Below are 26,031 nucleotides of genomic sequence, written 5' to 3' on the forward strand. Positions count from 1 at the left end.
GATTTTTTTGCCGCTGCTCACTGGCTTTGCTGCCACAAGCAAGGGGTATTTCCTGAAAGTCATGTGCGGTACATTTACCTCGCACCCATTCTGCGGTGCATATTTAACTCAAAATATGTACGACCCCGGAAAGTTCTGAAGGGCTCCATAAAACCGGATGCACCTGAGTTTGTGTTTTTTTGTAGGTTAATTCCTATATCGTTGTGGGTTGGGTCTCTGCTTGCTGTTGCTTGGGGGGAGCGCTATGCCAACTAGGAAACGACTAGGCTATTGTGCTTGCTCTAAATAATTCGAACAGCGAAATTGGACTTTCTCATGAATAAAGTGCTGATCGTGGATGATCATCCCGTCATTCGTCTTGCTGTGCGCATGCTAATGGAACGTCATGGTTATGAAGTCGTTGCCGAGACTGATAACGGCGTCGATGCGTTGCAACTTGCACGGGAACATATGCCGGACATTGTCATACTGGATATCGGGATACCCAAGCTCGATGGCCTGGAAGTTATCTGTCGCCTGGCGTCTACCAAGCAGTCCGCGCCCGTCAAGGTGCTGGTGCTGACGTCCCAGGCGCCCGGCCATTTTTCCATGCGCTGCATGCAGGCGGGGGCGGCGGGGTACGTGTGCAAGCAACAGGACCTGACCGAGCTGTTGAGCGCCATCAAGGCGGTACTCTCCGGCTACAGCTATTTCCCCAACCAGGCGCTCAACTCGGTACGCTCGACCATGGGCAATGCCAGCGAGGCGGACATGGTTGAACGCCTGTCGGGTCGCGAGATGATGGTGTTGCAGCAACTGGCCCGAGGCAAAACCAACAAGGAAATCGCCGATGGCATGTTCCTGAGCAACAAAACCGTCAGCACCTACAAGACCCGGCTGTTACTCAAGCTCAATGCACGCTCCCTCGTAGACCTGATCGAGCTGGCCCAGCGCAACGGCCTCGTGTAGGCGCGGGTGCGGTTGTGCACTAAAACCCGAATAACCGGCAAAAAAAAGCCTCCGTCAGGGAGGCTTCCGGCCGTCAGCGCATCGATCAGAGGTCGAAGTCGTAATCGGCCAGTTGTTTTTGCAAGCGTCGCTCTTCCAGCAGGTTGTCGATAGTGCGGCGTTTGCTCAAATTGGTCTTGGCCACCTCTGCCACAGGGGCGTCCCCTTCGTCATCCGTCACTTCAACGAGATCGTCTTCTACATCCAGTTGCTCTTTGCCAGTGCTCATAAGGTTAACTCCAGGCTAAGACTGCCGTTGGCGCTCCTTATAACGATAATCCACGAACGGGTAAAAAAGATTTTTTCAATCGACTGATCGAGAAAACCAATGAACCCTCAATCGTCCGAGGTTTTGTCCTTGTATTCGCACAGGTCTTCGATGCGGCAACTTCCGCAGCGAGGCTTGCGGGCCTGGCATACGTAGCGCCCGTGCAGGATCAGCCAGTGGTGGGAGTCGAGCAAATAGGGCTTGGGTACAAACTTCATCAACTGCTTTTCGACCTCGACCACGTTCTTGCCGCGCGCGATCCCGGTGCGGTTACTGACGCGGAAAATATGCGTGTCCACTGCCATGGTCAGTTGCCGGAACGCGGTATTGAGCACCACGTTAGCGGTTTTTCGGCCTACGCCTGGAAGTGCTTCCAGGGCTTCACGGGTTTGCGGCACTTCACTGCCGTGCAATTCAACCAACAGGCGGCAGGTCTCAATGACGTTCTTGGCCTTGCTGTTGTAAAGGCCGATCGTCTTGATGTATTCCGACAAACCGTCCACACCCAGGGCGTAAATGGCGGCTGGCGTATTGGCCACCGGGTACAGTTTGGCCGTAGCCTTATTGACGCCAACGTCGGTGGATTGTGCCGACAGGATCACCGCAATCAGCAACTCGAACGGCGACGAGTAGGCCAGTTCGGTCTTGGGTTCCGGATTGTCTTCGTGAAACCTGCGGAAAATTTCCAGGCGTTTTGCGGCATTCATGGGGCGGGTGGTTCCTTGCAGGCGATCAGCGGGATTGTAGCAATACACACAGCAGGGTTTATTTTCGGTTTAAGCGCTGTTATGAGCATCCACTTGGCGTTGTGCGTCATCGAGTTTGCTTTGCGCCTCGGCCAATTGCTCTGGGGCGGCGTTTAGATTCTGGGCTTTGTGCAATTCTGCGCGACGCATGGCCAGCTGGATTTTAGCGCGCTTGAGGTCGGCGCTGTTACTCGGCGCAACTGCTGGCGCCGGTGTGGCATGTACTTCCAGGGCGGCCAGCGCCTGCTCCGCCGCTTCGAACTGCTGTTGCAGCAGGATCAACTGCGATTGCTGCTCAAAGGTCGGTGGATGTCCAAATGCCTTGAGTGATTTATGCAGTTGGGCACGGCTCATGGCAACGGCGATCTTGGCTTTCTTGACCGCTGTATCCCGGGCCGCTTGAGTGTCATCGGCTGCTACGGGGGCAGCCGGCGGTGCCGAACGTTTAGCCCGCGCCAGGCGCTCGGCGAGTTTATGCGCCTCCTCGCGTTGCAGCCGCGCATTGCGTTGCTCAAAGCGCCGCCGCGCGCGGTCGCGCTTGAGGGCGCGTGCCTGATAGTGCAGATCATTGCTGGCCAGGCCGCCGACAATCGCCAGCACAGCGGTCGCCGGGCGCATTTCGATGCAGTCCACAGGGCAGGGCGCAACACACAGGTCGCAGCCGGTGCATTCATCCATGATCACGGTGTGCATCAACTTGGCCGCGCCGACAATCGCATCCACCGGGCACGCCTGGATGCACTTGGTGCAGCCAATGCACTCGGCTTCGCGAATGTAGGCCACCTGGGCCGGAGCTTCGCCGCGACTGGTGTCCAGTTCCAACACCGGCACGCGCAACAGGTGGGCCAGGCCAGCAATGGTTTCCTGCCCACCGGGCGGGCACTTGTTGATCGCCTCGCCCTGGGCGATGCCCTCGGCGTAAGGCTTGCAACCCGGATGCCCGCATTTGCCGCATTGGGTCTGCGGCAGCAGCGCGTCGATACGTTGAATCAAGTTCATGGGGTGATCATTGGTATGCCGGTTGAACAAACAGGGCCTGTTGGAGTGGCTAGTGAGTCTGTTTGCCACGCCAGGCCCGTTTGCCACAGGAAGCCCGTCTGCTACGGGATGCCCGCTTACCGCAGACGGGCTGTGCAGGCTTACTTGATACGTTGACCCGGCTTGGCGCCGCTGTCAGGGCTCAACAGGTAGATCTCTTCGCCGCCAGGGCCCGCTGCCATCACCATGCCTTCGGAGATACCGAACTTCATTTTGCGTGGCTTGAGGTTGGCGATCATCATGGTCAGGCGACCGTCGAGCTTGGACGGGTCCGGGTAGGCGCTCTTGATGCCGGAGAACACGTTACGTTGCTCGCCACCCAGGTCCAGGGTCAGGCGCAGCAACTTGTCGGCACCTTCGACGGCCTCGGCCTTGACGATCAGCGCAACGCGCAGGTCGACGGCGGCAAAGGCGTCGAAGTCGATTTCCGCCGAAATCGGATCCTTGGCCAACTCACCGTTACCGGCGGGCGCAGCCGAACCGGTGTCGGTCTGGCTGGCGACCAGGTCTTCTTTCGAAGCGTCGGTCATGGCCTGGACTTTTACCGGGTCGATACGCGTCATCAACGGCTTGAACTCGTTCAACTGATGGTTGCTGAGCAGGGTGGCGTGGTCGTTCCAGGTCAGCGGCGCGACGTTGAGGAACGCCTCGGCATCAGCGGCCAGCAATGGCAGCACCGGCTTGAGGAAAATCACCAACTGACGGAACAGGTTGACGCCCGTGGCGCAGATCGCCTGGACCTCCGCCTGCTTGCCTTCCTGCTTGTTCAGCGACCACGGCGCCTTGTCGGCGATCCAGGCGTTGGCACGGTCGGCCAGGCCCATGATCTCGCGCATGGCACGGGCAAAGTCACGGGCTTCATAGGCGTCGGCAATGCTGGGCGCGGCGGCCAGGAAGGCTTCGGTCAGCTCTGGAGCAGCGTTTTCAGCCACCAGCACACCAGCATTGCCCTTGTGGATAAACCCGGCGCAACGGCTGGCGATGTTGACGACTTTGCCGACCAGGTCCGAGTTGACCTTCTGTACGAAGTCTTCCAGGTTCAGGTCCAGGTCGTCGACACCGCGGCCGAGCTTGGCGGCGTAGTAGTAGCGCAGATATTCCGGCGACAGGTGGTCCAGGTAGGTGCGCGCCTTGATAAAGGTGCCACGGGACTTGGACATTTTCTGGCCATTGACCGTCAGGTAGCCGTGCACGGCGATGCCGGTCGGCTTGCGATAGCCCGAGCCTTCGAGCATGGCTGGCCAGAACAGCGCGTGGAAGTTGACGATGTCCTTGCCGATGAAGTGGTACAGCTCGGCGGTGGAATCCTTGGCCCAGTACGCATCGAAGTCCAGCTCCGGCGTGCGGTCGCAGAGGTTCTTGAAGCTGGCCATGTAGCCAATCGGCGCGTCCAGCCACACATAGAAGTACTTGCCTGGTTCGCCCGGGATCTCGAAGCCGAAGTACGGCGCATCGCGGGAGATGTCCCACTGCTGCAGGCCGCTGTCGAGCCATTCGGAGAGTTTATTGGCCACGGCGTCCTGCAAGGTGCCGCTGCGGGTCCAGGTTTGCAGCATCTGCTGGAAATCCGGGAGCTTGAAGAAGAAGTGCTGGGAATCCTTGAGCACCGGGGTGGCGCCGGAGATTGCCGACTTCGGGTTCTTCAAGTCAGTCGGTGCATAGGTCGCACCACATTTTTCGCAGTTGTCGCCGTACTGGTCTTCGGTGCCGCATTTAGGGCAAGTGCCCTTGATGAAGCGGTCGGCCAGGAACATTTTCTTTTCCGGGTCGAAATACTGGGTCACCGAACGCTGGTCGATGTGCCCGGCTTCTTTCAAGCGCAGGTAGATCTGGCTCGACAGCTCGCGGTTTTCTTCGGAGTGGGTCGAGTGGAAGTTGTCGAAGTCCACCAGGAACTCGGCAAAGTCGGCGCTGTGTTCAGCCTGCACATTGGCGATCAGTTGTTCCGGGGTGATGCCTTCCTTCTCGGCGCGCAACATGATGGCCGAACCGTGGGCGTCGTCCGCGCAGACATAAATGCATTGGTTGCCGCGATGCTTCTGGAAGCGCACCCACATATCGGTCTGGATGTACTCAAGCATATGGCCAAGATGGATGGAACCATTGGCATAGGGCAGGGCGCTGGTGACGAGGATCTTGCGTGGCTCGGACATGGGGCTCGGCTACTTGATGAAACGGAGGTCGGCCACTATAAAGCGCCGGGAAATATATTTCACCCCGTGGTGCTGTTTCTGAATCTTCCCAGGCCTCGAAAGCATGCCGCTGGGCGGCCGGAACGGTTAGGATAGCCGCCTGTTTCAGTCAGTCTTTTTTCGGGAGTAGCCCATGAGCGCCGTCAATCGCGCAGCGGTGGAAGCCGTTCTTCGCCAGTACACCGACCCCTATTTGAACCAGGACCCGGTCAGCGCCGGCTGTGTACGTGCCATTGAAGTCCAGGGCGACCAGGTGTCGGTCCAGTTGGAACTGGGCTATGCCGCCGGTTTGTTCAAGAGTGGTTGGGCGCAGATGCTGCAAATGGCCATCGAAGGCCTGGACGGCGTGCGTTCGGCCAAGGTCGACATCCAGTGCGTGATCGCCGCGCACAAGGCCCAGGCGCAGATCCCGGGCCTGGCCAACGTCAAGAATGTTATCGCGGTGGCCTCCGGCAAGGGCGGTGTGGGTAAGTCCACCACCGCTGCCAACCTGGCGCTGGCGCTGGCCCGAGAAGGTGCGCGTGTGGGCATCCTCGACGCCGATATCTACGGCCCAAGCCAGGGCGTGATGTTCGGCATCGCTGAAGGCACGCGGCCCAAGGTGAAGGACCAGAAGTGGTTTGTGCCAATTGAGTCGCTGGGTGTGGAAGTCATGTCCATGGCGTTCCTCACCGACGACAACACACCGATGGTCTGGCGCGGGCCGATGGTCTCCGGCGCCTTGCTGCAACTGGTTACCCAGACCGCCTGGGGCGACCTCGATTACCTGGTGATCGACATGCCGCCAGGCACCGGCGATATCCAGCTGACCCTGGCGCAAAAGGTGCCGGTGGCCGGTTCGGTGATCGTGACCACGCCTCAGGACCTGGCGCTGCTGGATGCGAGAAAAGGCGTGGAGATGTTCCGCAAGGTCAACATCCCGGTGCTGGGCGTTGTTGAAAACATGGCGGTACACATCTGCTCCAACTGCGGCCACGCCGAGCATTTGTTTGGCGAAGGCGGCGGCGAGAAGTTGGCGACCCAGTACGGGGTTGAGTTGCTGGCGTCGTTGCCGCTGGCGATGGAAATTCGTGAGCAGGCCGACGGCGGCAAGCCCACCGTGGCCGCCGAGCCTGATGGGCCAATTGCTATGGTGTATCAGGAACTGGCCCGTCATGTGGGCGCGCGGATCGTCCTGCAGGAAGCCGCAGCACCGGCAATGCCGACCATCACCGTCAGCGACGACTGAGCTTGCTGAAGGAAAACAGCCTCGGCGTTGTCGGGGCTTTTTTATGCCTGCCGATCAGTCAACGGTTCCGCATCATGCGTTTACGCAATTGCGCGTGTAAGCATTCGCTTACTTTTTCGTAAGTGTTTGGTTTTTTCACTAGGCATGTCCATCTCGAAACGGCGAAAGACTTTTCTATCCTTTTGAAAAATAACAAATATTTATACTTGAATGAGCGTTCAAATCTGTCAGCCGATCATTTGGATCCCGTTGAACTTCCCTCGGAACTCTCTAAGATCAGCCCTGTGTCCACGGATTGGCACAGCCATCAAGGAACGATGGTTGAAGGAACGTCGCAGGAAGCGATTCATCAGGATGATGAAAAGGAATACAGGGACTAGGGAAAAAATGTGGGCGGGTCATACCGCCCCTTTTTTTTGCCTGCAGAAAAGTGAAACCGAGCACCCACAAACGCAAAAAGGCCCGCAAGGGGCCTTTGCGATGAAGCCAGTTGATCAGCGTTCCAGATCGGCGATCTTGCCTGGCTTGCCATCCCACTCTTTAGCGTCTGGCAGCGCATCTTTACGCTCTGTAATGTTTGGCCAAATGTCAGCCAACTCCTGGTTCAATTCGATAAAGTTTTCCATGCCCGCCGGGATTTCATCTTCGGAGAAGATCGCATTGGCCGGGCATTCTGGTTCACACAGGGCGCAGTCAATGCACTCATCCGGGTGGATAACCAGGAAGTTCGGGCCTTCGTAGAAGCAGTCCACCGGACACACTTCGACGCAGTCGGTGTACTTGCACTTGATGCAGTTGTCGGTAACGACGAAGGTCATTTCTAATTTTCTCCTCAGGCGGCGGCAGCGAAACCCTGTGTGGCAGGGCTCGCGAGGTTCAGGAGCGATAGTCTGCAGGCCAGGCTAATAACCCGCAGCATCCCAAACCGCGCGAGAGTCTACCAGCTTGCAAGCCTGTGCGTTATATCCGAACTTGCAGTGCATATAACATTTCGAGCGCTTTACGCGGCGTCAAGCCGTCCAGGTCAAGCTTTGCCAACTCATCCAGCACCGGATGGGGCAGGCTGGCGAACATATCACTCTGGTGCGGCGCGCTGGGTTTGCTGCTGGTTTTGGCCGGGCTCGCCACGGGAATCTCGTGGGGCAGGGCGGTTTCTTCCAGGCGGCTCAAGTGTTCACGGGCGCGGGTGATGACTTGCGCGGGTACCCCCGCCAACTGCGCCACGGCCAAACCGTAACTCTGGCTTGCCGGCCCCGGCAGCACGTGGTGCAGGAACACGATGCGCTCGTTGTGCTCAGTGGCATTGAGATGCACGTTGGCCACCAGCGGCTCGCTTTCCGGCAACACCGTCAGCTCGAAATAGTGCGTGGCGAACAGCGTATAGGCGCGCAAATGCGCCAAACGCTCGGCCGCCGCCCACGCCAGCGACAGACCATCGAAGGTGCTGGTGCCGCGCCCCACTTCGTCCATCAGCACCAGGCTGCGTTCGGTGGCGTTGTGCAGGATGTTGGCGGTTTCGCTCATCTCCACCATAAAGGTCGAACGGCCGCCAGCCAGGTCATCACTGGAACCGATCCGGGTGAAAATGCGATCAACCAGTGACAACTCGCAACTGGCCGCCGGCACAAAGCTGCCGATGTGCGCCAGCAACACGATCAACGCGGTCTGGCGCATGTAGGTGGATTTACCACCCATGTTGGGACCTGTGATCACCAGCATGCGCGTGTCGTCATCCAGCGACAGGTCGTTGGCCACGAACGGCGTGGTCAACACCTGCTCCACCACCGGGTGGCGCCCCTGCACGATACGCATGCACGGCTCACTGACAAAACGCGGGCAGTTCAAGTCAAGGTTCAGCGCCCGCTCGGCCAGGTTGCTCAGCACATCCAGTTCCGCCAGGGCGGCGGCGGTGTCTTGCAGCGGCGCCAGGCGGCTGATCAAGTCCTCAAGCAACGCCTCATACAGCATCTTTTCGCGCGCCAGGGCACGGCTTTTGGCCGACAGTGCCTTGTCTTCGAACTCTTTCAGCTCCGGCGTAATGAAACGCTCGGCGCCTTTAAGGGTTTGGCGACGCTGATAATCAATCGGCGCCGACTCGGCCTGTTTGCTCGGCAACTCGATAAAGTAGCCGTGCACGCGGTTGTAGCCGACCTTCAAGTTAGCCAGGCCGGTACGGGCTTTTTCGCGGGCTTCCAGATCAATCAGGAACTGCCCGGCGTTTTCGCTCAGGGATTGCAGCTCGTCCAGCTCGGTGTCGTAACCGGTTTTAAGCACGCCGCCGTCACGGATGATCGCCGGCGGGTTGTCGATAATGGCTTTTTCCAGCAGCGCCGCGAGGTCCGGGTAAGTGCCGGCCGTGACGGCGAGTTGTTGCAGGTGCGGCGTGTCCAGCTCGGTCATCGCCACTTGCAACTGCGGCAGCGCGCTCAAGGCATCGCGCAGGCGCGCCAGGTCACGTGGTCGCGCATTGCGCAGGCCGATCCGCGCCAGGATGCGCTCGATATCGCCGATTTCCTTTAGCTGCGGCTGCAGGTTCTCAAAACGATAGCGATCCAGCAGGCAAGTAATGGACGTCTGACGCGCTTGCAGCACAGTCAGGTCGCGCAGTGGGCGGTTCAACCAGCGGGTCAGCAAGCGGCTGCCCATGGCGGTCTGGCAACGGTCGACCACCGACTGCAGCGTGTTATCACGGCCACCGGCCAGGTTGGTGTCCAGTTCGAGGTTGCGACGGCTGGCGCCATCGAGCACCACGGTGTCATCCAGGCGCTCATGGCGCAGGCTGCGCAAATGCGGCAGGGCGGTGCGCTGGGTTTCCTTCGCGTAGCTGAGCAAGCAACCGGCGGCGCCGATGGCCAGGGTCAGCGTCTCGCAGCCGAAGCCTTTAAGGTCCTGCACCGAGAACTGCTGGCACAGACTTTTCAGCGCCGTGTCGCGCTCAAAATCCCACGGCGCACGACGCTTGGTCCCACGGCGTTTTTCCGCGGGTAGATCCTTGGGCCAATCATCCGGAATCAACAACTCCACCGGATTGATACGCTCCAACTCCGCCAGCAGGTTCTCCCAGCCCTTGATCTCCAGCACGCTGAAGTTGCCGCTGGTGATATCCAGCACCGACAGGCCGAACAAACGCTCATCGCCCAACACCGCTGCGATCAGGTTGTCACGACGCTCATCCAGCAACGCCTCATCACTCACCGTGCCCGGCGTAATAATGCGCACCACCTGACGTTCCACCGGGCCTTTGCTGGTGGCCGGGTCGCCGATCTGCTCACAGATCACCACCGACTCGCCCAGCTTCACCAGCTTGACGAGATAACCTTCCAACGAATGGTAAGGAATCCCACACATCGGAATCGACTGCCCCGCCGACTGCCCGCGCGCGGTCAGGGTGATGTCCAGCAGCTTGGCGGCCTTCTTCGCGTCTTCGTAGAAGATCTCGTAGAAGTCGCCCATGCGATAGAACATCAACTGATCAGGGTGCTGGTTTTTCAGGCGCCAGTACTGCTGCATCATTGGAGTGTGACTTGAAAGGTCTGTCATACGGGGCTTTCGGCTCTACCTGTCTATTTGACAATTCACATCTGTCTAATACTACAGGGATTTTTTAGGCATTGTTGGCGGCAGGCCTACGTTGATTTTGCGCAGGCGCAGATAACGTTGCGTCATCTTGGCGTCGGTGTGGCCACCGAGCTTCTGTGCATCGTTTCCCTGGTCATCGGTGTCCGAAAGCGACTTGGCGCGCAGGTCGTGGAGGCTGGCATCCTCGACGCCAGCCTTCTTGCAACTGATCGCAAACGCATCTTTAACCGAGCTGTAGTGCACCGGCTTGCCGCCGCGCGGCGAGCAGAACAACGTGAGCCCGCGGATCTTCCGTGGAAGCGCCTTAGCACGGGCTACCAGGTCTTCCAAGTCTGGCGTCATCTGCACCAGCAGCCTCGCGTTCGTCTTCTCCTGTTTGAAGGCGATGCCCTCGGGGCTTATGTCGGCCAGCCGGATGGCCAGCACGTCACCGATGCGCTGGCCGGTCAGGTAGCACATCTCATAGATGACTCGCATGTTGTCGCTTGAGTTGGCGCAGATCGCCTGGAATTCGCCGTGCGTTATGTACCTGTCGCGCTTGTGCTCCAAGTGCCGGCGCACGCCGATACACGGATTAGAATCGACAATCTGCTGCTCTAGGGCGTAGGTGAAGACTGCCCGCAGCACCGAGATCACCCGGTTCGACATGTTCGGCGTGTCCGCCATGTGTAGCTTGAGCGCGACGACGTGCCGCTGAAGCACTTCGCGCGGTTCGAAGTCGGCGAAGTTTTCCTTCAATCGCTCGGCCGCCGCCTCGTATTGCTTGAGCGTGTTCGGCTTCAGCGCAGGTTTAGTCCTGGTGCGCATGTGCTCGAGCGCGTCGTCGATCAGTTTGGGCATCCCGCCCAGGCTGCGCTTGTCCAGCAGCATGGCGTACTCGGCGAGAGACGCCTGAAACTCTGTGCCGAGGCGCACCCACTTGCCCTTGCGGACCAAATAGTACGCGCCGTGCTTCTGGTACATGCACGCCGGCAGGTGCCGGTCTTTCTTGCGCGGTCGCATCTATCTCACCTCAGCACAGCCGCAACTCCGGCCCCTTCCTTGATTGAATACCACCCAGCCGCCCAATGACAACTTGGCGCAGCACCTTTGGGTGCCCATCACCACCTACCGCGAACCCGTATCGTTCGGCGGTCAGCCACTTTATCTGTGCCCCTGGCTTTTTATATCCGGTCAGGTCGGCAACTTCCTCTGCTGTCAAAAACATACCTACCTCCCGCAGACCCTGCCGGGCCGCGCTTTCTTTATCAATTTAATTTGGTGTCCTTGCCGCGCTGGGCGGCAGAAGGTGGGTTAGGGTTTTGCGGGGAACCACTCGGTATCGTATTCGTGCTGCGTGACCCGCTCGATTTCGATACTTGGCAGTTGCCGGCGGAAGGTCTCAGTGCCGAAAGGCTTTTTCACGTAGTCGGCAGCCTCTTCCATGAACGTTTCCTTGAAGATTCGAAGAAGGTGATCGGCTGCTTTCTCGTACTGGTCCTCGCGATAGTTCGCAATGCACGTGCTGCTGCAGCAAACACGCCAGATCGTGCGCTTAGGCTGAGCCTCGGCCGTCTTGATCTTGTCGGCCATCTGGTCGCGGGCGTAGCGCATCTGGTCCAGAGTCAGGGCTGCCACCCAATCATCTGTGCCAATGCTCATCGAGCAGCCGTGGAGACACTTTATTTCAGGCATAGCGCATACCTCGCCCGCCGCTCACCGGCAGGCATGTAGGGGGATTGGGGTTAGTAGAACGGGCCTTCGTATTCGTCGAAGCAAGGTGCACAGAGTGGACGCTGCCCGCGCGCGGCATGTGGGGATTCCCTCGGCACCCACCGCTCTTTCGGCACGAAGTGACCGCAATCACGGCAGCGGGTGTGGTGATCTACGGCTTTTCGGTCAGCCACCTCATCCCGAATTTGCTCCAAGGTGATCATGGCCTGCCGACCTTGTAGATGAAGACGTAGGCGAACCAGAGGGTGGCGATCATGTCTTTGCCTCCGCTCGCGATTTGTGCCGCTGCTGGATTCGATAGTCCTCGGCGGTGCGCGAACAACCGCCTTGGCACCCATGCTCATGGCAATCCGTCTTGTTGCAGATGGCGCGCATGCCAGTGCCGCCGCAGGAGCTGCAGCTATCACCGGTATGAGTCGGGCACGGATAAACCTCGCCGGGTACGCCATGCCTTTGAAGGCGAATCGGCAGCATTCCGGTGCCGGCGTCAGGTACGGTTTGCGGGGTGGCGATCATTTTTTCATCTCCAGTACGTCATGCCGTTGTTGCAAGACCAGCCGACCAAACGGGGCGTATATATCCCCGGTTGCGACTCCACGCGCTTGCAGTTGTGTGCCTGGGCGAACTCCTGCCAGCGCCGGTCCTGTTCGTTTGCCAGGTTCCAGAGGAAGGCGATCAGGGCGACGATGGCCGCGATGGCAAACCATTTTCCGAAGGTCATGGCATCGCCCGCTTGAACTCGACCACCCAGACCCACGGGTTGGCGTCCCAGCTATGTGGAGATGCCTTGTATGCAGCCTCGCCTTTTGGGAATGAGCCGCCGGCGACATGACACCAGAGCGACTTGAACGACTCCTTGGGAGTGCGCACGCAGAAAGTGCCGTCGCCACTCAGGTGGTAGTCACGCCAGAATTGGTGTGAGTGTTCGTTCGTTTTTGGGACTGGGTGTATCCCTTCGGCGATGCATTGATCTTCGCTGATGTCCTGCAACCGCTCAACGCGCACGTCTGTGATCTCCAGCAGGATGCGGCTGGCCCAGCGGGGCATATGGATACTGGGGGTCCACCCTGTCCACCCTGAATCTGCCGGGCCGAGAAAACCGTGGTTTGGGTCAGGCACTATGCAGCGGTAGGGATGCTCGTGCGTGTAGTGGACTTTCGGATATTCACCATCCGCTCGATAGATTGTCTGGTACGTCACGCCTGGAGGGCCAGGTATCCCGGCGCGGCCAAGCTGTGAGTAGCGGTCAATAACTTGGACCGGATGAACGTCTTGCCAAGTCTCGCGCACCCACAGCCGGTCGCCGGGCCGTCCATAGGGGCACTCAGGGTTAGGCTTCGTCACATCAGGGTTACGAATGAACGGCTGGCCCAGGCCATAGCTGCCGATGTCGGCTTTCGAGCGGGGCTGAGTCTTCACTGCCCGGCGCGTGACCGTCTTCCGGCCTTCCAGGATGGCGCGCACCATCGGCGCCAAGAACAGGATCGGCCGTTCCTTTACTTGAGACATGAGTCGTCCTTGCCGCTATAGCGGCTGACTTTGAAGGGGAGGGGTTACAGGTTTTGCGGGTGGAGTACGGATGTACTCCTATCGGGATTTAGCTACTACTGCAGCCCTGGCCTGCCAACCAACCCATGCTCGCTGGAGGGCTTCGTCGCAATATTCGCCGTAACGCGGGTCGTCTTTCGGCAGCAGGTCGCGAACATTGCTGAGTGGCGCCTGCGGCCACTCTCGGCGCACCCAGCTCACGAATTCATCTCTCTCGGCCAGCAGCACCGCTACCGTCGCGGGCTGCTCGGCGATTTCCCGGTATTTGACAATGTTAGGTTTGCGCTTCGTTGGACGTTGATCGTGGCGCCAGTCAAGACGGCAAGCAGCCTCAGGACCGCACACCTGTTGAGGGTTGCAAGCCATCGCGTACTCGACGATGGAATCAGCATCTACAGGGCAATCGCCCCCGCTCCAGGCAATCCAAGCTACCGGCTCGCCATGGGGCTGGGCGGCTGGCATATCGTTTCCATGCGCATCACAAATCGCTGCCATGTTGCGCAGGGAGTCCAGCAACTCCTCCTTGCTTGGGTTGCATCCTATGTCATGGCCGATTGCGTCCCAAGCCTCAAGGACAGTGATGGGTTCCGTTTTGAAGCCTGAGTAGTACAGCTGTACGGCCTCTTGCTTGGAAAACGGATAGCCCAGGCCGTTGGCGATTAATTCGTCTTCGGATGGGTGACGCGCATCCAGCAGTGCTCGCAGCCTTTCCATGGCGGCCCATCCTGCGACCAGCTCAGAAGCCGTTGCGCCACGACTTGCATCGGCCTTTAAGGCCGCCTCAAGATCAGCACGCGGCACGCCGTCAATCGTTTGGTTGGTGGTCATGGCAATTCGTCTCCGACGATCATCTTGCAGGGGCCCAGGCGTACAGCCTTGAGTTCAGCCCGCAAATCATCTATCTGCTGATCCGCTGCGGTCAGGCGCTGTTGAAGGGCCGCCTCGCGATCTTTCCCAGCGTCGAGCTCCCTGATTGCCTTGTCGTGCTTTCGGCGCCAGTGCAGCACTGCGTCCAGTTCTTCAACCGTTTGAATTGGCTTGCTCATGCTCAAAACCTCAATTGTCTGTGCCTGTGTAGGTGCGCCATGGCACCTTCACGCCGTTTACCAGAAAGCCCCAGTCACCACGCCACTTGCTGGTGATGAAGAGGGTGTAGACGCCGCTTGGTGATATCTGGTCGATGCGGTGGTACTCGCCGTGTTTGAGGCGGGCGGTGTCGCCGGCGTGGCGGTCGATGTATTCGGTAGCCTGGGCGCCGGTCGGCACGTTCAGGCCAGACAGCACCGGGTCATCGTGGTCGAGCAATCGTTGTTCCGTGTACCAGCCGCGCAGGATGATGGTGCGCGCATTCCACGGGTGGTCATGCAGATCCCGGTCTTCGTCGTGCCGCATAATGTGGTGGATGCGGAACGACCACGGGCACCACCACAGCGCTGGCTTGTGCGTGTCGCGTGAGTATGGGTTGAACAGCCACCAGCGGCCCATGTACATCTCGGCGCCGTCGGCGGACATGATGTGCAGGTACGGGGTGCGCTGCGCGCGGGTGATGAGCCAGGCGGTAACCGCCGGCCGCGCAAGCAGCTTGGCGACCAGGCGCCAGAACAAGTCGATCACGGGGAGTCCTTGCCGGGCCATGCCCGGGCGGTGGAGTGGGGGAGTTATTGACGAGTGGATGTTTGCGGGCTTGGGAGCGCCCTTGCGGACTCAATAAATCCTGTGGTCTCCACATCGCCATCCATCGCGACGATGAACGCAACCTCGACCTTGGCCGAATCAACCAGCACCTTGGCGACGTCGGCGATGGCCTTCGCGCGCTCGATCTCCATCGGCTTATCAGGGTCTTGCAAGGCTTCCAGGGTGGCGAACAGGTGGTCTCGCAAGTCAGTCATCTTGTTTTTCATTGGGCGCCTCGCTGATGGCTCTTTTGAGCTTGCCGAGTTGGCGAATGGTTTCTTTGAGTTCCGGCGGGTACCGGTGGATGGTGTTGCGGCGCATGTTCTCGGCTCTACTGATGAGCTCAAGGTTGCCGACATCGATGTTCTTGGTGTTCTTGTCACGGAAAACGACTATGTGCCCAGGCGGCACAGCTCCGTTCGTTTCTTCCCAGAGGATCATGTGCACAGACTTCCAGCGGCGCTGAGGTGGCCCGTCGTCACGAATCTTGCGCTGTCGGATACCGTCCTTTGTCACTCGCTCGGTGCCGACGGGCTGGAGCAGCATGGCGGCCTTGCCACTTAAGGTTCCGGCCTTGAAGCGCGTTTCCGCTGACCTACCTCCAGCGACGTAACTGATGCCCTTGTTCCATGAGGTTTGCCCCTTCTGGAATCTCGACCCTACGCCGGGGTTGTCTTCGCGTCGAAGCCTGCAGGCGTGCTCGCTGGCCAGGTACTCATCGCTGCGGCGAAGCCCGAGTGCGTAGGCCTTATTGTATATGGACCAGTACGGTCGCCTGAAAATCGTAATGAGCTCTGGCATCGGCGTATCTGGATAAATGAGCACCAGCCGCGACTCATCATGAAGTGTCCACGGCTTTCGATCTTTGGCGCGACGACCGGGAACATCACTTAGGCGCTCCCTTGCCTGGGCGAGCGCCTGCTGAGCAATCGGGTTCATGGCTGATCCTCGCCGGCTGGCGTGATTCGTTGATATGGGGTATTACGGGTGACCGGCATGGAGCCGGATCAAGGAGAAATAAATGCAGTTGTTAGTTGATCGCATGCCATCGGTGGATTACGACGACCGTCTTCACGGTGAAAAATTTGTCATCACATTCAGCTGGGGAGCGAATTCCGATCCCGTGCCCACACAAGTCGTAGCGCTGTACAAATATAAAGGCGACGTTCTAGTGGCCGGCACTCGCGATAAGAACTGGAGTTCATATGAACAGGCGGTGGAGGCGGGCAAGGAGATCTCTGACAAATTCGTTGCCAAATACTGGCAGGACTAAGGCTTCGTCTTGAGAATAAACACCTCATCCCCCTCCCGAATCCTGCTGAATCATCAGCAGGATCTAGCCTACCGGGTCACTTCGGATCGAACGCGCCGAGAGACAACGTCGCTGCCTCACCGATCTTGTCCTGAAGAACCGTTTTGAACTCCTGAGCGATGTCTTCGCGTTGAACCTCTTCGCCAACCCAACGCAGTTTCAGTACTGGCTGCGAGCCGCTGGTGATGACCGACAGGCGAAGGCTGATCTGCTGTTCGGTCAGACCTTCGAACGGGATCGTGCTGAATTGCAGGGACACTGGCAGGGTTTCCTTGCTGCGAGCCTCGATTTGATCCATGGCGCTGCGGCTGGCGCTGGTCTCGCCCACGTTGGTTTCCGATTCGCTCGACGCCTTGATGGTGATCGTGCGCACGGCGGCAATGGCCTTGGCCACTGGGATAGCGTTTCCGGCCTCATCAACCGGCGTGAGGTATTGGTGCCAGTCTTCGATCCAGTCGCTCAAGTCTTTCTGGCTGATGCCGCGCCCGCCGATTTGCTGGGCGGCGGTGTAGCCTGCGGTTGGCTTCAGCTTGAGGACGGCGCGATCATCAGCGTGGCCAGGTACATCGGCGGTGCCCAGGTTGAACAGCAGGACACAGCTCATTGCATCCTGATCGATGAAACCCCGGGCGCCAAGTGCTGCGCGCTCAACCACGTAGGCGCTGAAATCTGCCAGCGAGTGGGTGCTGTAGGTGCCGCGGAATCGGCTGCGCCCGGCCTGGAATCGTTCAAGATCAAAGATTTTGGCGCTTTCCGGCAGCACCACGGTAGGAACCAGTGTTTCCAGCTTCTTGCCGGTGGCTTCCAGCGCCGTATCAGTGATGAGCTGAATTGCTTCTTTGGTAAGTGACATCGGTTATTTCCTTGGATTGCGGGAGGGAGGGTGCGGCGGGGTCGATCAGGTGCGCTTGGGAATTGGCGCGTCGTCGCGGCTGAAAAGCTGGTCATGCTTCTCGGCGAAGAGGGTCACGCGGCCACCGGTGCCCACGTGCATCGGTGTGTCGAGGCTGGTGTTCTCGCTACGGGTGCCGCGTTTGGTCGGCACTTTGTAATCGAGCTTGTGCTTGATCTTCACCTGATGCGATTCACCGATCTGGCTGAAGTCCAAAGTGATCACCAGTTTTCCGGCCTTGCCGTGGTCGACCACACCACCCGCTACTTCGGAGATGGCGTGGCCGATTTGGCTGGCGAAAGCGCCGCCGTTGAGTTCTTCAAGAAACTCGGCTGTATCTGTTGCTGTGGACATGGCTGTTTCTCCGGGATGGCCTGCAGGCCGCTGGGTGGGAGGTTGAATTGAGATTGGCGAAGGCGCTGTCGCACCTGGTTGCTGATGCGCTTCATGGGGTGTCGGCGAACTTGAAGCCGTTCTCCTGGGCGATCAGCGTCACGCGCTTGATGTGCATGCCCAGGTTCTTTGCTGCCACGCTGGCGACTACGCCCTTGGCAGCTTCGGCGCGCACTGCCGGTGCCAGCTTGTCGCGTTCTTTCCGCAGACGTTCGTGGTGCGCAGTGGTCCCGTTGAATGGCCCGTCGACTCCGACGCCGTTCGGGATGACTTGAACTGACTTACTGGCGCCGAAGTAAGCGTCCAGCTGCTGGTTCAGGTTGTCGATGATCGAGTCCCGAGGGTTGGGCATTGGCACGCCGATCATGGCTGCGTACCGTAGTAGGCGAACAGCACCATCATTGCCGAGAAGCCAATCGTCCAGCGCAGCATGCGGAAACCGAAACTCCGTGACGTTGCCTTGGCAGCGCTGAAGAAATCGGCGTTGCGCTCGAGCTGGTCGGCGTACTGACAGGCGCCGTCGTGGCCAGTGCGTGCGCCGCGGGAAACGCCGGTGGAGCGCTCCACCACATCGAACAGGTTCTTGCCGAGCGGTACCACGTTGAAGCGGGGCACCTTCACTGGTTCTTCGCGACCGATCTTCATGTACATCTCCGAAGTGGAAAGCGAAACACGTTCCCGCAGGGCCTGCAGAACGGCTTTGCTTTGTTGGATGGCTGGGTTCATGCCGACTCCTTGGTTGTGGTTGCGTTTATTCGTCAGCACCCTGACCGCCTGCTGGTTGCCGTTGGGCGCAGGGGAGGGTGCTGACGGGTAAAGGCAAGGCGTAAAAAAGCCCAGTCGAAACCGGGCTTTTCGTTCTGTCACAAACGCCTCCGTACGTGACAAGCCGGCAGAGCCCTTTGGGGCCGTGCAGGTATCTGTGCTTTTACATGGCTGCCAATCCTCCGCGTTGAATGATCTGAAAAGGTATTGGCCGGCGGCCAGTTCACCACTGCCCAGGTGACGGGCTTTGCGCTAGGCTGAGCGCTCTCACACAACACAGCCTGCAAAGGAGGGCGAACTTGCCATGCGCAAATTCAAATTGCTGTACCTGTACGACGCTGATGACTCATGCCCCAAGTACTACGAAAGTGATGACGCCATTAAAGTTGGCGACGCCATTCGCGTGGGGAACGGCTTTTGGCACGGTGTTACGGACATTCGAATTCTGAAGACAGATATCCGGCTAACTCTCTCGAAATCGTCTCAATCTGCGGACGAGGCAAAGCTTGTAATGAAGCAGCTATCGTCCGGCTGAGAACGATCGTTGCAAACTTCAAACAGCTTTGTTTTTCGATGTCTTGGCTGGGGTACATCAGGCTAAGTTTTGTCCGTAGCCCTGGATCTCCCTGGCAAGCCAGCGTCATTAGTGCCGCCTCTATGCGTGCTTGCAGTGAAGGCGCTTCTACTTTCGGTAGATCTTCAGCGACGCTTTTCATATTCCTATCCTCTCTGTCATCCCAAAGCACCCTCGCGAGAAGGTGCTTCAGTGATGCTGTGGTTTAGGCGGTGAGACTTGGCCGTTCCGCTTGGCGCAGCACTCGAACCTGGGCAGTACGTCGCTCGGGCACTCGGCGGTCACGGCGCATGGCGTCATCACCGATCATTGCGTGCATGGCAATCAGTGCAGCCAGGACAAAGCACATCGGTGAAATGATCTGCCGGCGCATGGCCTCGGCGATCATTGCGGTCTGGCGGTTCACGCCGAGCTTGAACATTGCGCAGGAAAGACGCTTTGCCACGGTGCAGGCTGCAACGTCGAACTGACGGGCAATCTCTTTGGCCGTCATGCCCTGGGCAGCGCCGAGCAGGTACTGCAATTCTTTTGGCGCAAGGCCGCGTCCGAGGTGACCCTTCCATGCGCCGCTGACGATTGTTGCTTCCATCAATGTGACTCCCGGTTGGTTTCCGAAAGCGCCCGATATAGGCGCTGACGTGAAATCTTCTGGTGTCGCTTGCCGGCTTCCCGCTACTGGCGCTGCCGCCGGCCTCATCAAATTGTTTCTCCAGCCGCGGGCCTTTCGGCTTGTTCTCCCGCTGGATAACTCGTCTTGGCGCTTTACGCTGCACGCCCGGGTCAGTTGCCAACCCTCTGAACCGTTTAGGCCGGTTCATCGCTGCCTTCCATCTGGCCGGTTGTTATCCGGCGATGGGGTGAATTTAGAAAACTAAACAGAATTCGTCAACGTTTATTTTAGTTATCTTAACTTTTGTGGCGGCCGAGTACGCCCGAACGATGATCGCGTCAAGACTTACGCAATTAGAAAACTTCGGATAACCTGAGGCTAAACCTGTATGGATATACAGCAATCAAGGAGCAGCTGATGGCGAGCCCTCAGAAGAAAAATCAACAGCAGACGCCTGTTTCAGGAGTTGAACGTCTGACACTCAGGGTGTCCAGCATGATCAACCACCCCATAGCCCAAGATCGGAAATGGGCGACCATCCACAGGCTTGACAGCGATGGGGATCGCGAGTGGGATGAAGTTATGGGCGTGCTCGCCGAAGTCGATGGCATTGAGATGACGTTTAACGACGAAGATGATTCCGTGACTCTGAGCTGGGAAGCCGCGGCCGACGAAGATCCTCGGGTCCAGGATCATGCTGAGTTAGATGCGGTGGAAGAGGCGGCGCCTTTCTGAGATGCACAAAAAAGCCCGCTACGGTTGCGGGCTTTTATTTATGCCTTTCGGGCATTCCAGATCAGCAGCACCTTTGCGTGGATCGTCACATCGTCTATACGGGCCGTCTGGTTTTCGTAGTGTTTATTGTCGGATATCAACCTGTAGCACTCTTCGTCCAGGCGCATGACCCGCTTGATATACAACTCGCCATGCCAAGTAAGAACGTAGATCCCCTCACCAATGAAGTCCCGCACGCCCTTGTCGACTATGACCAGGTCTTTATCATTGATGGTTCCTTCCATGCTCTGACCCCAGCCATTGATCATGGCCAGCGATGACGCGGAGGTGTAGGTGACCCCTTTTTCCCGAAGAATTTCCTCGCGCACCACAAGGTTCCGAACGACCTCTGTGTAATCGGGAGGAACTTGGCCATGCCCCATCGCGGCTCGGATATCGTATTGAGGAATGACAATTTCCTCATTGGTTGGTCGAAGGCTCGCGAGGTTCCTGGCAACGTAACTCCTGTCTTGTTCGATTGGGCTATCGGCTTGCTCGGCTGCTGCGAGCATCGTCTCCCGAGCCTTTTCCGAAAGATTCTTTCCAGCCCGAGACGCAAGCATTTTGGCCATCAGCTCAACCGTGGACATGCCAGCCTTGGTGTCGTCGGTGGATGCATGATCCGGAGAGCCGACTCCATCGGAAAGCCAATCCGGTGAGCAATCCAGTGCCTTCGCCAGCGCCAAGAGATTTTTGCCTTTCGCGCCATTCGTCCCGCTCACCCAGAAACTGACCGTGGCTTTCGATACGCCAGTCAGCTTGCTGATGTCGGTGGCGCTGAGATTGAGCGCCTTCATGCGTGAGGTCACGCGGTCTTTAAAGTCCATATTTAGGATTCTAAACATTTCAGTGTTTAGATAACTTGCCTTGTATTGTTAAGAACTCTAAACTCGCCGAAGACAACGGAGACGCACCCCATGACCTTCGACGAAGCCCTGAAACATTTCCGCACCGGCCGCGCCATCGGTGACGCGCTCCGTGTTAGCGGTAGCCGCGTTTCCCAGTGCCGCGCGGCGGGCGGATTTTCGTACCCAATGCAGTGCGTTCTTGAAAAAGAGTCCGACGGTGCATTGGTTGCCAAACGAGACGATGACCCGGCCCAAGCGATGAAGCAGTCCGCTTAAACATTTCAACGAGGCCATTTTCCCCTGAGCCGGGGAGGGCAGATAGAGATTCTGGATCAGCTGTTAATTCATACAGTTCCTAAATCGCAGACATAAAAAAACCGCCTGGCAGGGCGGTCCTTTCAACAGCAATAAAACTTGTGGGGCCATTATGAACACACTCGTCGCTCCAAGCAATACCGTCACCATGTCAAGCCGGGAGGTCGCTGATCTAACCGGAAAGCAGCATCACCACGTCGTGCGCGACATCAAGCACAACCTGGCGGAGCTGAACTTAGATGCATCCAAATTTGGATGCATCTATTTCGACGCCTCGAATCGCAAGCAAACCGAGTACCTGCTTCCGCCTGACCTCGTCATGACACTGCTGACCGGCTACAGCGTACCGCTTCGCCATCGTGTCGTGACACGCTTGCACGAGATTGAAAACGTGTCACGACACGTAGCCATTCCCCAATCCCTTCCAGAAGCACTGCGCCTTGCCGCCGATCTCGCAGACAGAAACGGTGAGCTTCAGCGATTGGTTTCAGATCAGGCGCCCAAGGTGGCCGCGATCAAGCGGCTTGCAGCTGCCGGCGGGGCTATATGCATCACTGACGCTGCCAAGCAACTTGGTGTGGCGCCATCTCGACTCTTCGCCTGGCTTGAACAGCACCGCTGGATATTCCGCCGCCACGGCTGCAAACGATGGGTCGCATACCAACCCCGCATAACCTCCGGGTTCATGACCCATAAGGTAACTGCGTTGAAGCCTGATCCAGAGACCGGAATCGACCGTGCGGCCTTCGCCCCAATGATCACTCCAAAGGGCCTGACACGCCTCGCTGAACTACTGCAGGAGGCCGCGTAATGGCCGGCGATTGGATAAAATTCGAACTCACCACCCTTGATAAACCTGAGGTTTGCCAGATCGCGGACTTGGCAGACATCGACCCAGATGCCGTAGTCGGCAAGCTGATGCGTGTGTGGGGATGGTTCGACCAACAAACCGAAAACGGTAACGCTCCGAACGTTAGTAAAAAGTTACTTGATCGTCTGGTTGGCGTTATCGGTTTCTGTGAACACATGAAATCTGTTGATTGGATGATCGAGGCCGAAGGCGTGATAAGCCTCCCACACTTTGATCGACACAACGGAAAGACCGCTAAAAACAGGCTTCTTACGGCTAAACGCGTGGCAAACCACAAAGCCAGTAACGCAAAAGGTAACGCTTCGAACGTTAGCGGTGCGTTACCTAAAGAAGATTTAGAGAAGAATAAAGAACCTCTCTCTGCGCGTGGATGCGTTGACCCTCGCATGCCAAGCGAAATGACCCTCGACTGGAATCCTGATGACAAGCTGCTGAAAACCTACTCGGTTCACTCTGGCGTAGCGCTAGACCTGTTTACCGAAGAGGCGCGCCGCGCATTCACTGCTCACTACGAGCCGCGCGGGCAAGTGAACACTCAGGCTGAGTGGGTGCAGATGTTGGTCAAGTGGGTGCTGAACGACAAGAACCGATCAGCCGCCACTAACGTCACGCCCATTCGGCAGAGGCCGACGGCCGCGTCCGAGTTTGATGATGAAAGCACCGACTGGCAGAACGGAGTGCAATCGTGATGAAGCAGGTAGCCGCAGTAACCCAGGGCCTTTGGGCCAATGCTAAGGCAGGCGAGTTCATCTCGGCAGACGAGGCGCAAGCTCCGCAGGATGAAGGCCGCCGTCAGATGGCCGTGGCTATCAATGATCTGTTCACTGAGCTTCGCCTGATTCGTTCGGCGTGGCGTCAGGCATGGCCGGACAAGGAGACCTACCAGGCCGCCAAGGTGCAGTGGATGCAGGCATTCCTCGACGAAGGCATCCGCACCCAGGGTCAGATCGAATTCGGCATGATCAAGGCGCGAAAGCAGGTCTCCGACTTTATCCCGAGCCCGGGTCAGTTCATTGAATGGTGCAAACCAACTCCGGAAATGCTCGGTCTACCAACCCTGGCTGCTGCTCACCGTGAGGCCGTGCGTAACGCCCATCCGGGCATGGCTGGGCAGGGCAAGTGGTCGCACGATGCTGTTTGGCACACAGCCAAGGAATGCGGGTTCGAGAGCCTGAACAAGCTCGACGCTGCTCTGAGCCTGAAGCTGTTCGACCGGAACTACACGATCACCATTCGGCGATTGCTCGACGGATTGCCTCTTCAGGCAATGCCGAAGGCGCTCCCCGCCAAGGTCGATGGCAGAATCACCCCGGAGGTGGGGAATGGCGCCCTTGCCCAGCTGCGGGCCAAGTTGGCCGGAGGCTCCCGGTGAGTCGTCTCACTGAGGCGGCCCGTGACCGTGACTGCCAGGTTCGGTTTCCGGGCTGCTCCTGCGAACCGTCCACCACCGTGCTGGCGCACTACCGCCTGGCCGGCACATGCGGCGTGGGCATGAAGCCCAATGACTTCCAAGGCGCTTGGGCGTGCGCCTACTGCCACGACATTGCGGACGGCCGACTCAAGGCACCAGTGCAACTGACCCGTGAAGAGGTCCGCCTGTATCTCGCCGAGGGCGTCATGCGCACCCAGGACATCCTCATTCGCGAAGGGAAGGTGAAGCTTTGAAGCCGTTTGCTGTGAAGCCATTCAACCCAGCACCCAAGCGTGCGAAGGCCGTGGACCGGGAAGGCCTGGAGCAGGCCGCGCTGATGAAGGAAATCGCGCTGCGTTACCCGGTGGCCGCCAAGTTGATTTTTCACGTCCCGAACGGGGGGCACCGGCACAAGATGGTGGCGATCAAGCTGAAAGAGCAGGGCGTGAAGGCCGGCGTTCCCGACCTGGTGCTGCCTATGGCTCGCGGCGGGTACTTTGGGCTTTACATCGAATTCAAGGCTCGGGCGCCATATGACGCTGCCGTATCCCCGGCCCAGGACGCATACCTCCAGGCGCTTACCGAGCAGGGTTACCTGGCCATCGTCTGCCGTGGGCACGTCGACGCCATTGAGGCCATCAGGGCCTACCTACTTCAACCTCAAACAAAGGCCGCCGCATGACCCAGACAATGCTCACTTCGTTTACCGATGCGGAGATTCGCCGGCAGGCCAGCAACGCAGAAGTCCGTGACCTGCGTGACGCGCGATATCCCGGCGTGTACTTCCGCTTCCATCGAAACCGCGATCGCGGCACTTGGTACCTGGTGTCGGGCGGAAAGTGGGACAAGATCGCCGCGTTTCCTCAGCTGCCGGCGAAGGGGTTGATCGTCGCGTTGCCGAAGATCCGCGAGCGTTTGGCCGCCGACCCCAAAGCATCAGCCGCCGCTGGCACTTTGCAGACCGTTGGTGAGCTGCTCGACTGGTTCACCGCCCGCCAGGCCGTTGACCGCAGTCTGTCGTCCAAGCGCCGATCCACCAACACCTCGATCATCTCGTGCCACCTGAAACCCCGACTCGGCACCCTGGTGGTGGAGGACGTTGACCGGTCGACGCTCGACAAGCTGGTGATGTGGCCGATGCAGGCTGAAATGTCCCTGTCTTACGTCCGTCTGATGTGGGGCGTGCTGGTGGTCGCGTTCCGCCAGGCCGAGAAGCTGCGGCTGATCACCGCCAACCCCATCGCCGGCTTCAAGTTCACTGACTTCACCAAGGCCCGCATTCAGCCCAAGCCGTCACGCCTGCGTGCCGTCCAACTCGAGGAAGTGATTGGCGAACTGGCCACCGGTTTCGACCAGCACCCACAGGACTGCATGCTGGCCCTGATGATGCTATGCCACGGCACGCGCGCCGGCGAGACCAGGCAAGCGCAGTGGTCCCACTTCACCCTGGGTGAGCAGGGCGAGTGGTTCATCCCCACCGAGAACACCAAGACCCGCTGCGAGCATCACTTACCGCTGACCCACCAGGTGTGCGCGCTGCTGGAGCGGTATCGGGACTGGCAGTCAGCCAAAGGCTACAAGGGCACCTACGTGTTCCCGGCGCGTGGCCGTGGGCCCATCAGTGACAGCCAGGCGTGCGCCGTGTTCACGCGCTTGGGCAAGGGTGAGTGGACGAGCCACGACCTGCGCAAGGTGGCCCGAACCGGATGGACTGACCTGGGCGTCGATTTCCTCATTGGCGAGATGCTGGTCAACCACACGCTGACCCGAAACGTGCAGACCTACATCCACACCTCGGCCGAACTGCTCAAGCGCGAGGCGTTGGTGAAGTGGCATGACTGGTTAGACGGGAAGGGTTTCAGCCTGATTCACCACTCGACCATGACTAGAAACGGAAATTCGCACAATGCAGCCGAGGCCTTGGTTGGCGAGGCCTCTAGCCAAATCCAGAAACCATAAAAGGCGAGGTTTAAAAATGATGAAAAAGAGCAGTGGCCCCGCCTTTGTGCGCCGCCAGATACCGATGACCGAGTGCCCATCCTGCTGTGGTGCCGGCCTGATCCAGGGTGTGTTTCATCAGCTTGAATGCATCGGCTGCCATTCTTCTGGTTTCGTCCATGCTGAAACCCTTGAGCCTCTTATGATGCAGGACCTGGTTATCCAGCTGGGCCTGCTGGCTCGTCAGGCGCGCCCCCAGTTGGCCGGCAATAACCCTGCTCGCTGTATCGTCGATGAATACCAGACACCGAACCGTCGCGGGCCAGGCGGCTCGTCTTACAAGGGGGATTGAGCC

36 protein-coding genes are annotated in these 26,031 nt (G+C 58.7%); 12 read left to right on the forward strand and 24 right to left on the reverse strand.

What is annotated here, in order from left to right; genetic code table 11:
* Nucleotides 1–315: 315 nt before the first annotated feature.
* Entirely contained in the window at nt 316–948 is a 633-nt protein-coding gene (locus PSH96_RS05915; RefSeq protein WP_056857623.1) for a response regulator transcription factor, read from the forward strand.
* A gap of 85 nt (nt 949–1,033) precedes the next feature.
* Here PSH96_RS05915 and PSH96_RS05920 read toward each other — a convergent pair whose 3' ends face one another.
* From PSH96_RS05920 to metG, 4 genes are all read right to left on the reverse strand, one after another.
* Entirely contained in the window at nt 1,034–1,216 is a 183-nt protein-coding gene (locus tag PSH96_RS05920) for a PA3496 family putative envelope integrity protein (protein ID WP_058421608.1), read from the reverse strand.
* A gap of 107 nt (nt 1,217–1,323) precedes the next feature.
* Nucleotides 1,324–1,962, reverse strand: coding sequence for an endonuclease III (nth, locus tag PSH96_RS05925; RefSeq protein ID WP_056857621.1), 639 nt, complete (start codon nt 1,960–1,962; stop codon nt 1,324–1,326).
* Nucleotides 1,963–2,031: 69 nt separating this feature from the next.
* Complete coding sequence (gene rsxB, locus PSH96_RS05930; RefSeq protein WP_305458132.1) at nt 2,032–3,000, reverse strand: electron transport complex subunit RsxB; 969 nt, start codon at nt 2,998–3,000, stop codon at nt 2,032–2,034.
* A gap of 140 nt (nt 3,001–3,140) precedes the next feature.
* On the reverse strand, nt 3,141–5,192 hold the full coding sequence (gene metG / locus PSH96_RS05935; protein ID WP_058421611.1) for a methionine--tRNA ligase: 2,052 nt from the start codon (nt 5,190–5,192) through the stop codon (nt 3,141–3,143).
* Nucleotides 5,193–5,364: 172 nt separating this feature from the next.
* Here metG and apbC point away from each other — a divergent pair, with 172 nt between their 5' ends.
* Nucleotides 5,365–6,459, forward strand: coding sequence for an iron-sulfur cluster carrier protein ApbC (gene apbC / locus PSH96_RS05940; RefSeq protein WP_056857618.1), 1,095 nt, complete (start codon nt 5,365–5,367; stop codon nt 6,457–6,459).
* Nucleotides 6,460–6,953: 494 nt separating this feature from the next.
* Here the strand turns inward: apbC and fdxA are convergent, their stop codons facing one another.
* From fdxA to PSH96_RS06000, 12 genes are all read right to left on the reverse strand, one after another.
* Nucleotides 6,954–7,277: a ferredoxin FdxA gene (gene fdxA, locus PSH96_RS05945; RefSeq protein ID WP_065928912.1), complete on the reverse strand. Its 324-nt coding sequence runs from the start codon at nt 7,275–7,277 to the stop codon at nt 6,954–6,956.
* A 142-nt stretch (nt 7,278–7,419) separates the two neighbouring features.
* Entirely contained in the window at nt 7,420–9,999 is a 2,580-nt protein-coding gene (gene mutS / locus PSH96_RS05950; RefSeq protein ID WP_305458136.1) for a DNA mismatch repair protein MutS, read from the reverse strand.
* Nucleotides 10,000–10,050: 51 nt separating this feature from the next.
* A complete protein-coding gene (locus PSH96_RS05955; RefSeq protein ID WP_305458138.1) occupies nt 10,051–11,040 on the reverse strand; it encodes a tyrosine-type recombinase/integrase in 990 nt (329 codons plus the stop codon).
* A gap of 10 nt (nt 11,041–11,050) precedes the next feature.
* Entirely contained in the window at nt 11,051–11,245 is a 195-nt protein-coding gene (locus PSH96_RS05960; RefSeq protein WP_005785292.1) for a DUF4224 domain-containing protein, read from the reverse strand.
* An 86-nt stretch (nt 11,246–11,331) separates the two neighbouring features.
* On the reverse strand, nt 11,332–11,712 hold the full coding sequence (locus tag PSH96_RS05965) for a hypothetical protein (protein ID WP_305458140.1): 381 nt from the start codon (nt 11,710–11,712) through the stop codon (nt 11,332–11,334).
* Nucleotides 11,713–12,271: 559 nt separating this feature from the next.
* Nucleotides 12,272–12,472, reverse strand: coding sequence for a hypothetical protein (locus tag PSH96_RS05970; RefSeq protein WP_305458142.1), 201 nt, complete (start codon nt 12,470–12,472; stop codon nt 12,272–12,274).
* A complete protein-coding gene (locus tag PSH96_RS05975; protein WP_305458143.1) occupies nt 12,469–13,260 on the reverse strand; it encodes a hypothetical protein in 792 nt (263 codons plus the stop codon). The genes PSH96_RS05970 and PSH96_RS05975 overlap by 4 nt, the downstream gene beginning before the upstream one ends.
* Before the next feature lie 78 nt (nt 13,261–13,338).
* Nucleotides 13,339–14,127, reverse strand: a complete 789-nt coding sequence (locus PSH96_RS05980; protein ID WP_305458145.1) for a hypothetical protein — start codon at nt 14,125–14,127, stop codon at nt 13,339–13,341.
* Entirely contained in the window at nt 14,124–14,345 is a 222-nt protein-coding gene (locus PSH96_RS05985; RefSeq protein ID WP_305458147.1) for a hypothetical protein, read from the reverse strand. The genes PSH96_RS05980 and PSH96_RS05985 overlap by 4 nt, the downstream gene beginning before the upstream one ends.
* A 10-nt stretch (nt 14,346–14,355) precedes the next feature.
* Entirely contained in the window at nt 14,356–14,913 is a 558-nt protein-coding gene (locus PSH96_RS05990) for a hypothetical protein (RefSeq protein WP_305458149.1), read from the reverse strand.
* A 44-nt stretch (nt 14,914–14,957) separates the two neighbouring features.
* On the reverse strand, nt 14,958–15,200 hold the full coding sequence (locus PSH96_RS05995; RefSeq protein ID WP_150056417.1) for a hypothetical protein: 243 nt from the start codon (nt 15,198–15,200) through the stop codon (nt 14,958–14,960).
* Nucleotides 15,181–15,912 carry an HNH endonuclease signature motif containing protein gene (locus tag PSH96_RS06000; RefSeq protein WP_305458151.1) on the reverse strand — a complete coding sequence of 244 codons (732 nt, stop codon included), beginning with the start codon at nt 15,910–15,912 and terminating at the stop codon, nt 15,181–15,183. Before PSH96_RS06000 ends, PSH96_RS05995 begins: the two co-directional genes overlap by 20 nt.
* Nucleotides 15,913–15,994: 82 nt before the next feature.
* Between PSH96_RS06000 and PSH96_RS06005 the strand changes: the two genes are divergently transcribed.
* Nucleotides 15,995–16,246 carry a hypothetical protein gene (locus tag PSH96_RS06005; RefSeq protein WP_305458152.1) on the forward strand — a complete coding sequence of 84 codons (252 nt, stop codon included), beginning with the start codon at nt 15,995–15,997 and terminating at the stop codon, nt 16,244–16,246.
* Nucleotides 16,247–16,322: 76 nt separating this feature from the next.
* On the opposite strand, the gene PSH96_RS06010 is transcribed toward PSH96_RS06005, so the two are convergent.
* The 6 genes from PSH96_RS06010 to PSH96_RS06035 all read right to left on the reverse strand — a co-directional run bounded on the left by PSH96_RS06010 (nt 16,323) and on the right by PSH96_RS06035 (nt 19,498).
* Nucleotides 16,323–17,138: a YfdQ family protein gene (locus PSH96_RS06010; RefSeq protein ID WP_305458153.1), complete on the reverse strand. Its 816-nt coding sequence runs from the start codon at nt 17,136–17,138 to the stop codon at nt 16,323–16,325.
* A gap of 45 nt (nt 17,139–17,183) precedes the next feature.
* Nucleotides 17,184–17,531, reverse strand: coding sequence for a hypothetical protein (locus PSH96_RS06015; RefSeq protein WP_305458154.1), 348 nt, complete (start codon nt 17,529–17,531; stop codon nt 17,184–17,186).
* A gap of 91 nt (nt 17,532–17,622) precedes the next feature.
* The gene (locus PSH96_RS06020) at nt 17,623–17,937 is read right to left on the reverse strand and encodes a hypothetical protein (RefSeq protein ID WP_305458156.1); all 315 of its coding nucleotides are present in this window, start codon (nt 17,935–17,937) and stop codon (nt 17,623–17,625) included.
* Entirely contained in the window at nt 17,934–18,296 is a 363-nt protein-coding gene (locus PSH96_RS06025; protein WP_305458158.1) for a hypothetical protein, read from the reverse strand. Before PSH96_RS06025 ends, PSH96_RS06020 begins: the two co-directional genes overlap by 4 nt.
* Before the next feature lie 467 nt (nt 18,297–18,763).
* Nucleotides 18,764–19,051 (reverse strand): hypothetical protein, encoded by a 288-nt coding sequence (locus PSH96_RS06030; protein ID WP_305458160.1) that lies wholly within the window; start codon nt 19,049–19,051, stop codon nt 18,764–18,766.
* Nucleotides 19,052–19,114: 63 nt separating this feature from the next.
* Nucleotides 19,115–19,498 (reverse strand): LuxR C-terminal-related transcriptional regulator, encoded by a 384-nt coding sequence (locus PSH96_RS06035; protein WP_305458162.1) that lies wholly within the window; start codon nt 19,496–19,498, stop codon nt 19,115–19,117.
* Nucleotides 19,499–19,936: 438 nt separating this feature from the next.
* Between PSH96_RS06035 and PSH96_RS06040 the strand changes: the two genes are divergently transcribed.
* A complete protein-coding gene (locus PSH96_RS06040) occupies nt 19,937–20,254 on the forward strand; it encodes a DUF1654 domain-containing protein (RefSeq protein ID WP_305458164.1) in 318 nt (105 codons plus the stop codon).
* Between the two features lie 38 nt (nt 20,255–20,292).
* Here PSH96_RS06040 and PSH96_RS06045 read toward each other — a convergent pair whose 3' ends face one another.
* Entirely contained in the window at nt 20,293–21,120 is an 828-nt protein-coding gene (locus tag PSH96_RS06045; protein ID WP_305458166.1) for a S24 family peptidase, read from the reverse strand.
* 90 nt (nt 21,121–21,210) lie between these two features.
* On the opposite strand from PSH96_RS06045, the gene PSH96_RS06050 reads away from it, so the two are divergent.
* The 7 genes from PSH96_RS06050 to PSH96_RS06080 all read left to right on the forward strand — a co-directional run bounded on the left by PSH96_RS06050 (nt 21,211) and on the right by PSH96_RS06080 (nt 25,697).
* A complete protein-coding gene (locus PSH96_RS06050; protein ID WP_305458168.1) occupies nt 21,211–21,417 on the forward strand; it encodes a hypothetical protein in 207 nt (68 codons plus the stop codon).
* A 187-nt stretch (nt 21,418–21,604) separates the two neighbouring features.
* Complete coding sequence (locus tag PSH96_RS06055; RefSeq protein ID WP_305459998.1) at nt 21,605–22,267, forward strand: phage regulatory protein/antirepressor Ant; 663 nt, start codon at nt 21,605–21,607, stop codon at nt 22,265–22,267.
* A complete protein-coding gene (locus PSH96_RS06060; protein WP_305458170.1) occupies nt 22,267–23,016 on the forward strand; it encodes a DnaT-like ssDNA-binding domain-containing protein in 750 nt (249 codons plus the stop codon). Before PSH96_RS06055 ends, PSH96_RS06060 begins: the two co-directional genes overlap by 1 nt.
* A complete protein-coding gene (locus tag PSH96_RS06065; RefSeq protein ID WP_305458172.1) occupies nt 23,016–23,699 on the forward strand; it encodes a replication protein P in 684 nt (227 codons plus the stop codon). The genes PSH96_RS06060 and PSH96_RS06065 overlap by 1 nt, the downstream gene beginning before the upstream one ends.
* Complete coding sequence (locus PSH96_RS06070; RefSeq protein WP_305458174.1) at nt 23,696–23,992, forward strand: DUF1364 domain-containing protein; 297 nt, start codon at nt 23,696–23,698, stop codon at nt 23,990–23,992. Before PSH96_RS06065 ends, PSH96_RS06070 begins: the two co-directional genes overlap by 4 nt.
* Nucleotides 23,989–24,420, forward strand: coding sequence for a VRR-NUC domain-containing protein (locus PSH96_RS06075; protein ID WP_305458176.1), 432 nt, complete (start codon nt 23,989–23,991; stop codon nt 24,418–24,420). Before PSH96_RS06070 ends, PSH96_RS06075 begins: the two co-directional genes overlap by 4 nt.
* Nucleotides 24,417–25,697: a tyrosine-type recombinase/integrase gene (locus PSH96_RS06080; protein WP_305458177.1), complete on the forward strand. Its 1,281-nt coding sequence runs from the start codon at nt 24,417–24,419 to the stop codon at nt 25,695–25,697. The genes PSH96_RS06075 and PSH96_RS06080 overlap by 4 nt, the downstream gene beginning before the upstream one ends.
* 10 nt (nt 25,698–25,707) lie before the next feature.
* Here the strand turns inward: PSH96_RS06080 and PSH96_RS06085 are convergent, their stop codons facing one another.
* On the reverse strand, nt 25,708–25,857 hold the full coding sequence (locus PSH96_RS06085; protein WP_305458179.1) for a hypothetical protein: 150 nt from the start codon (nt 25,855–25,857) through the stop codon (nt 25,708–25,710).
* 21 nt (nt 25,858–25,878) lie between these two features.
* Between PSH96_RS06085 and PSH96_RS06090 the strand changes: the two genes are divergently transcribed.
* A complete protein-coding gene (locus PSH96_RS06090) occupies nt 25,879–26,028 on the forward strand; it encodes a hypothetical protein (protein ID WP_305458181.1) in 150 nt (49 codons plus the stop codon).
* Nucleotides 26,029–26,031: the final 3 nt, after the last annotated feature.

Source organism: Pseudomonas sp. FP2338, from assembly GCF_030687515.1.
Taxonomy (GTDB): Bacteria; Pseudomonadota; Gammaproteobacteria; order Pseudomonadales; family Pseudomonadaceae; genus Aquipseudomonas; species Aquipseudomonas salomonii.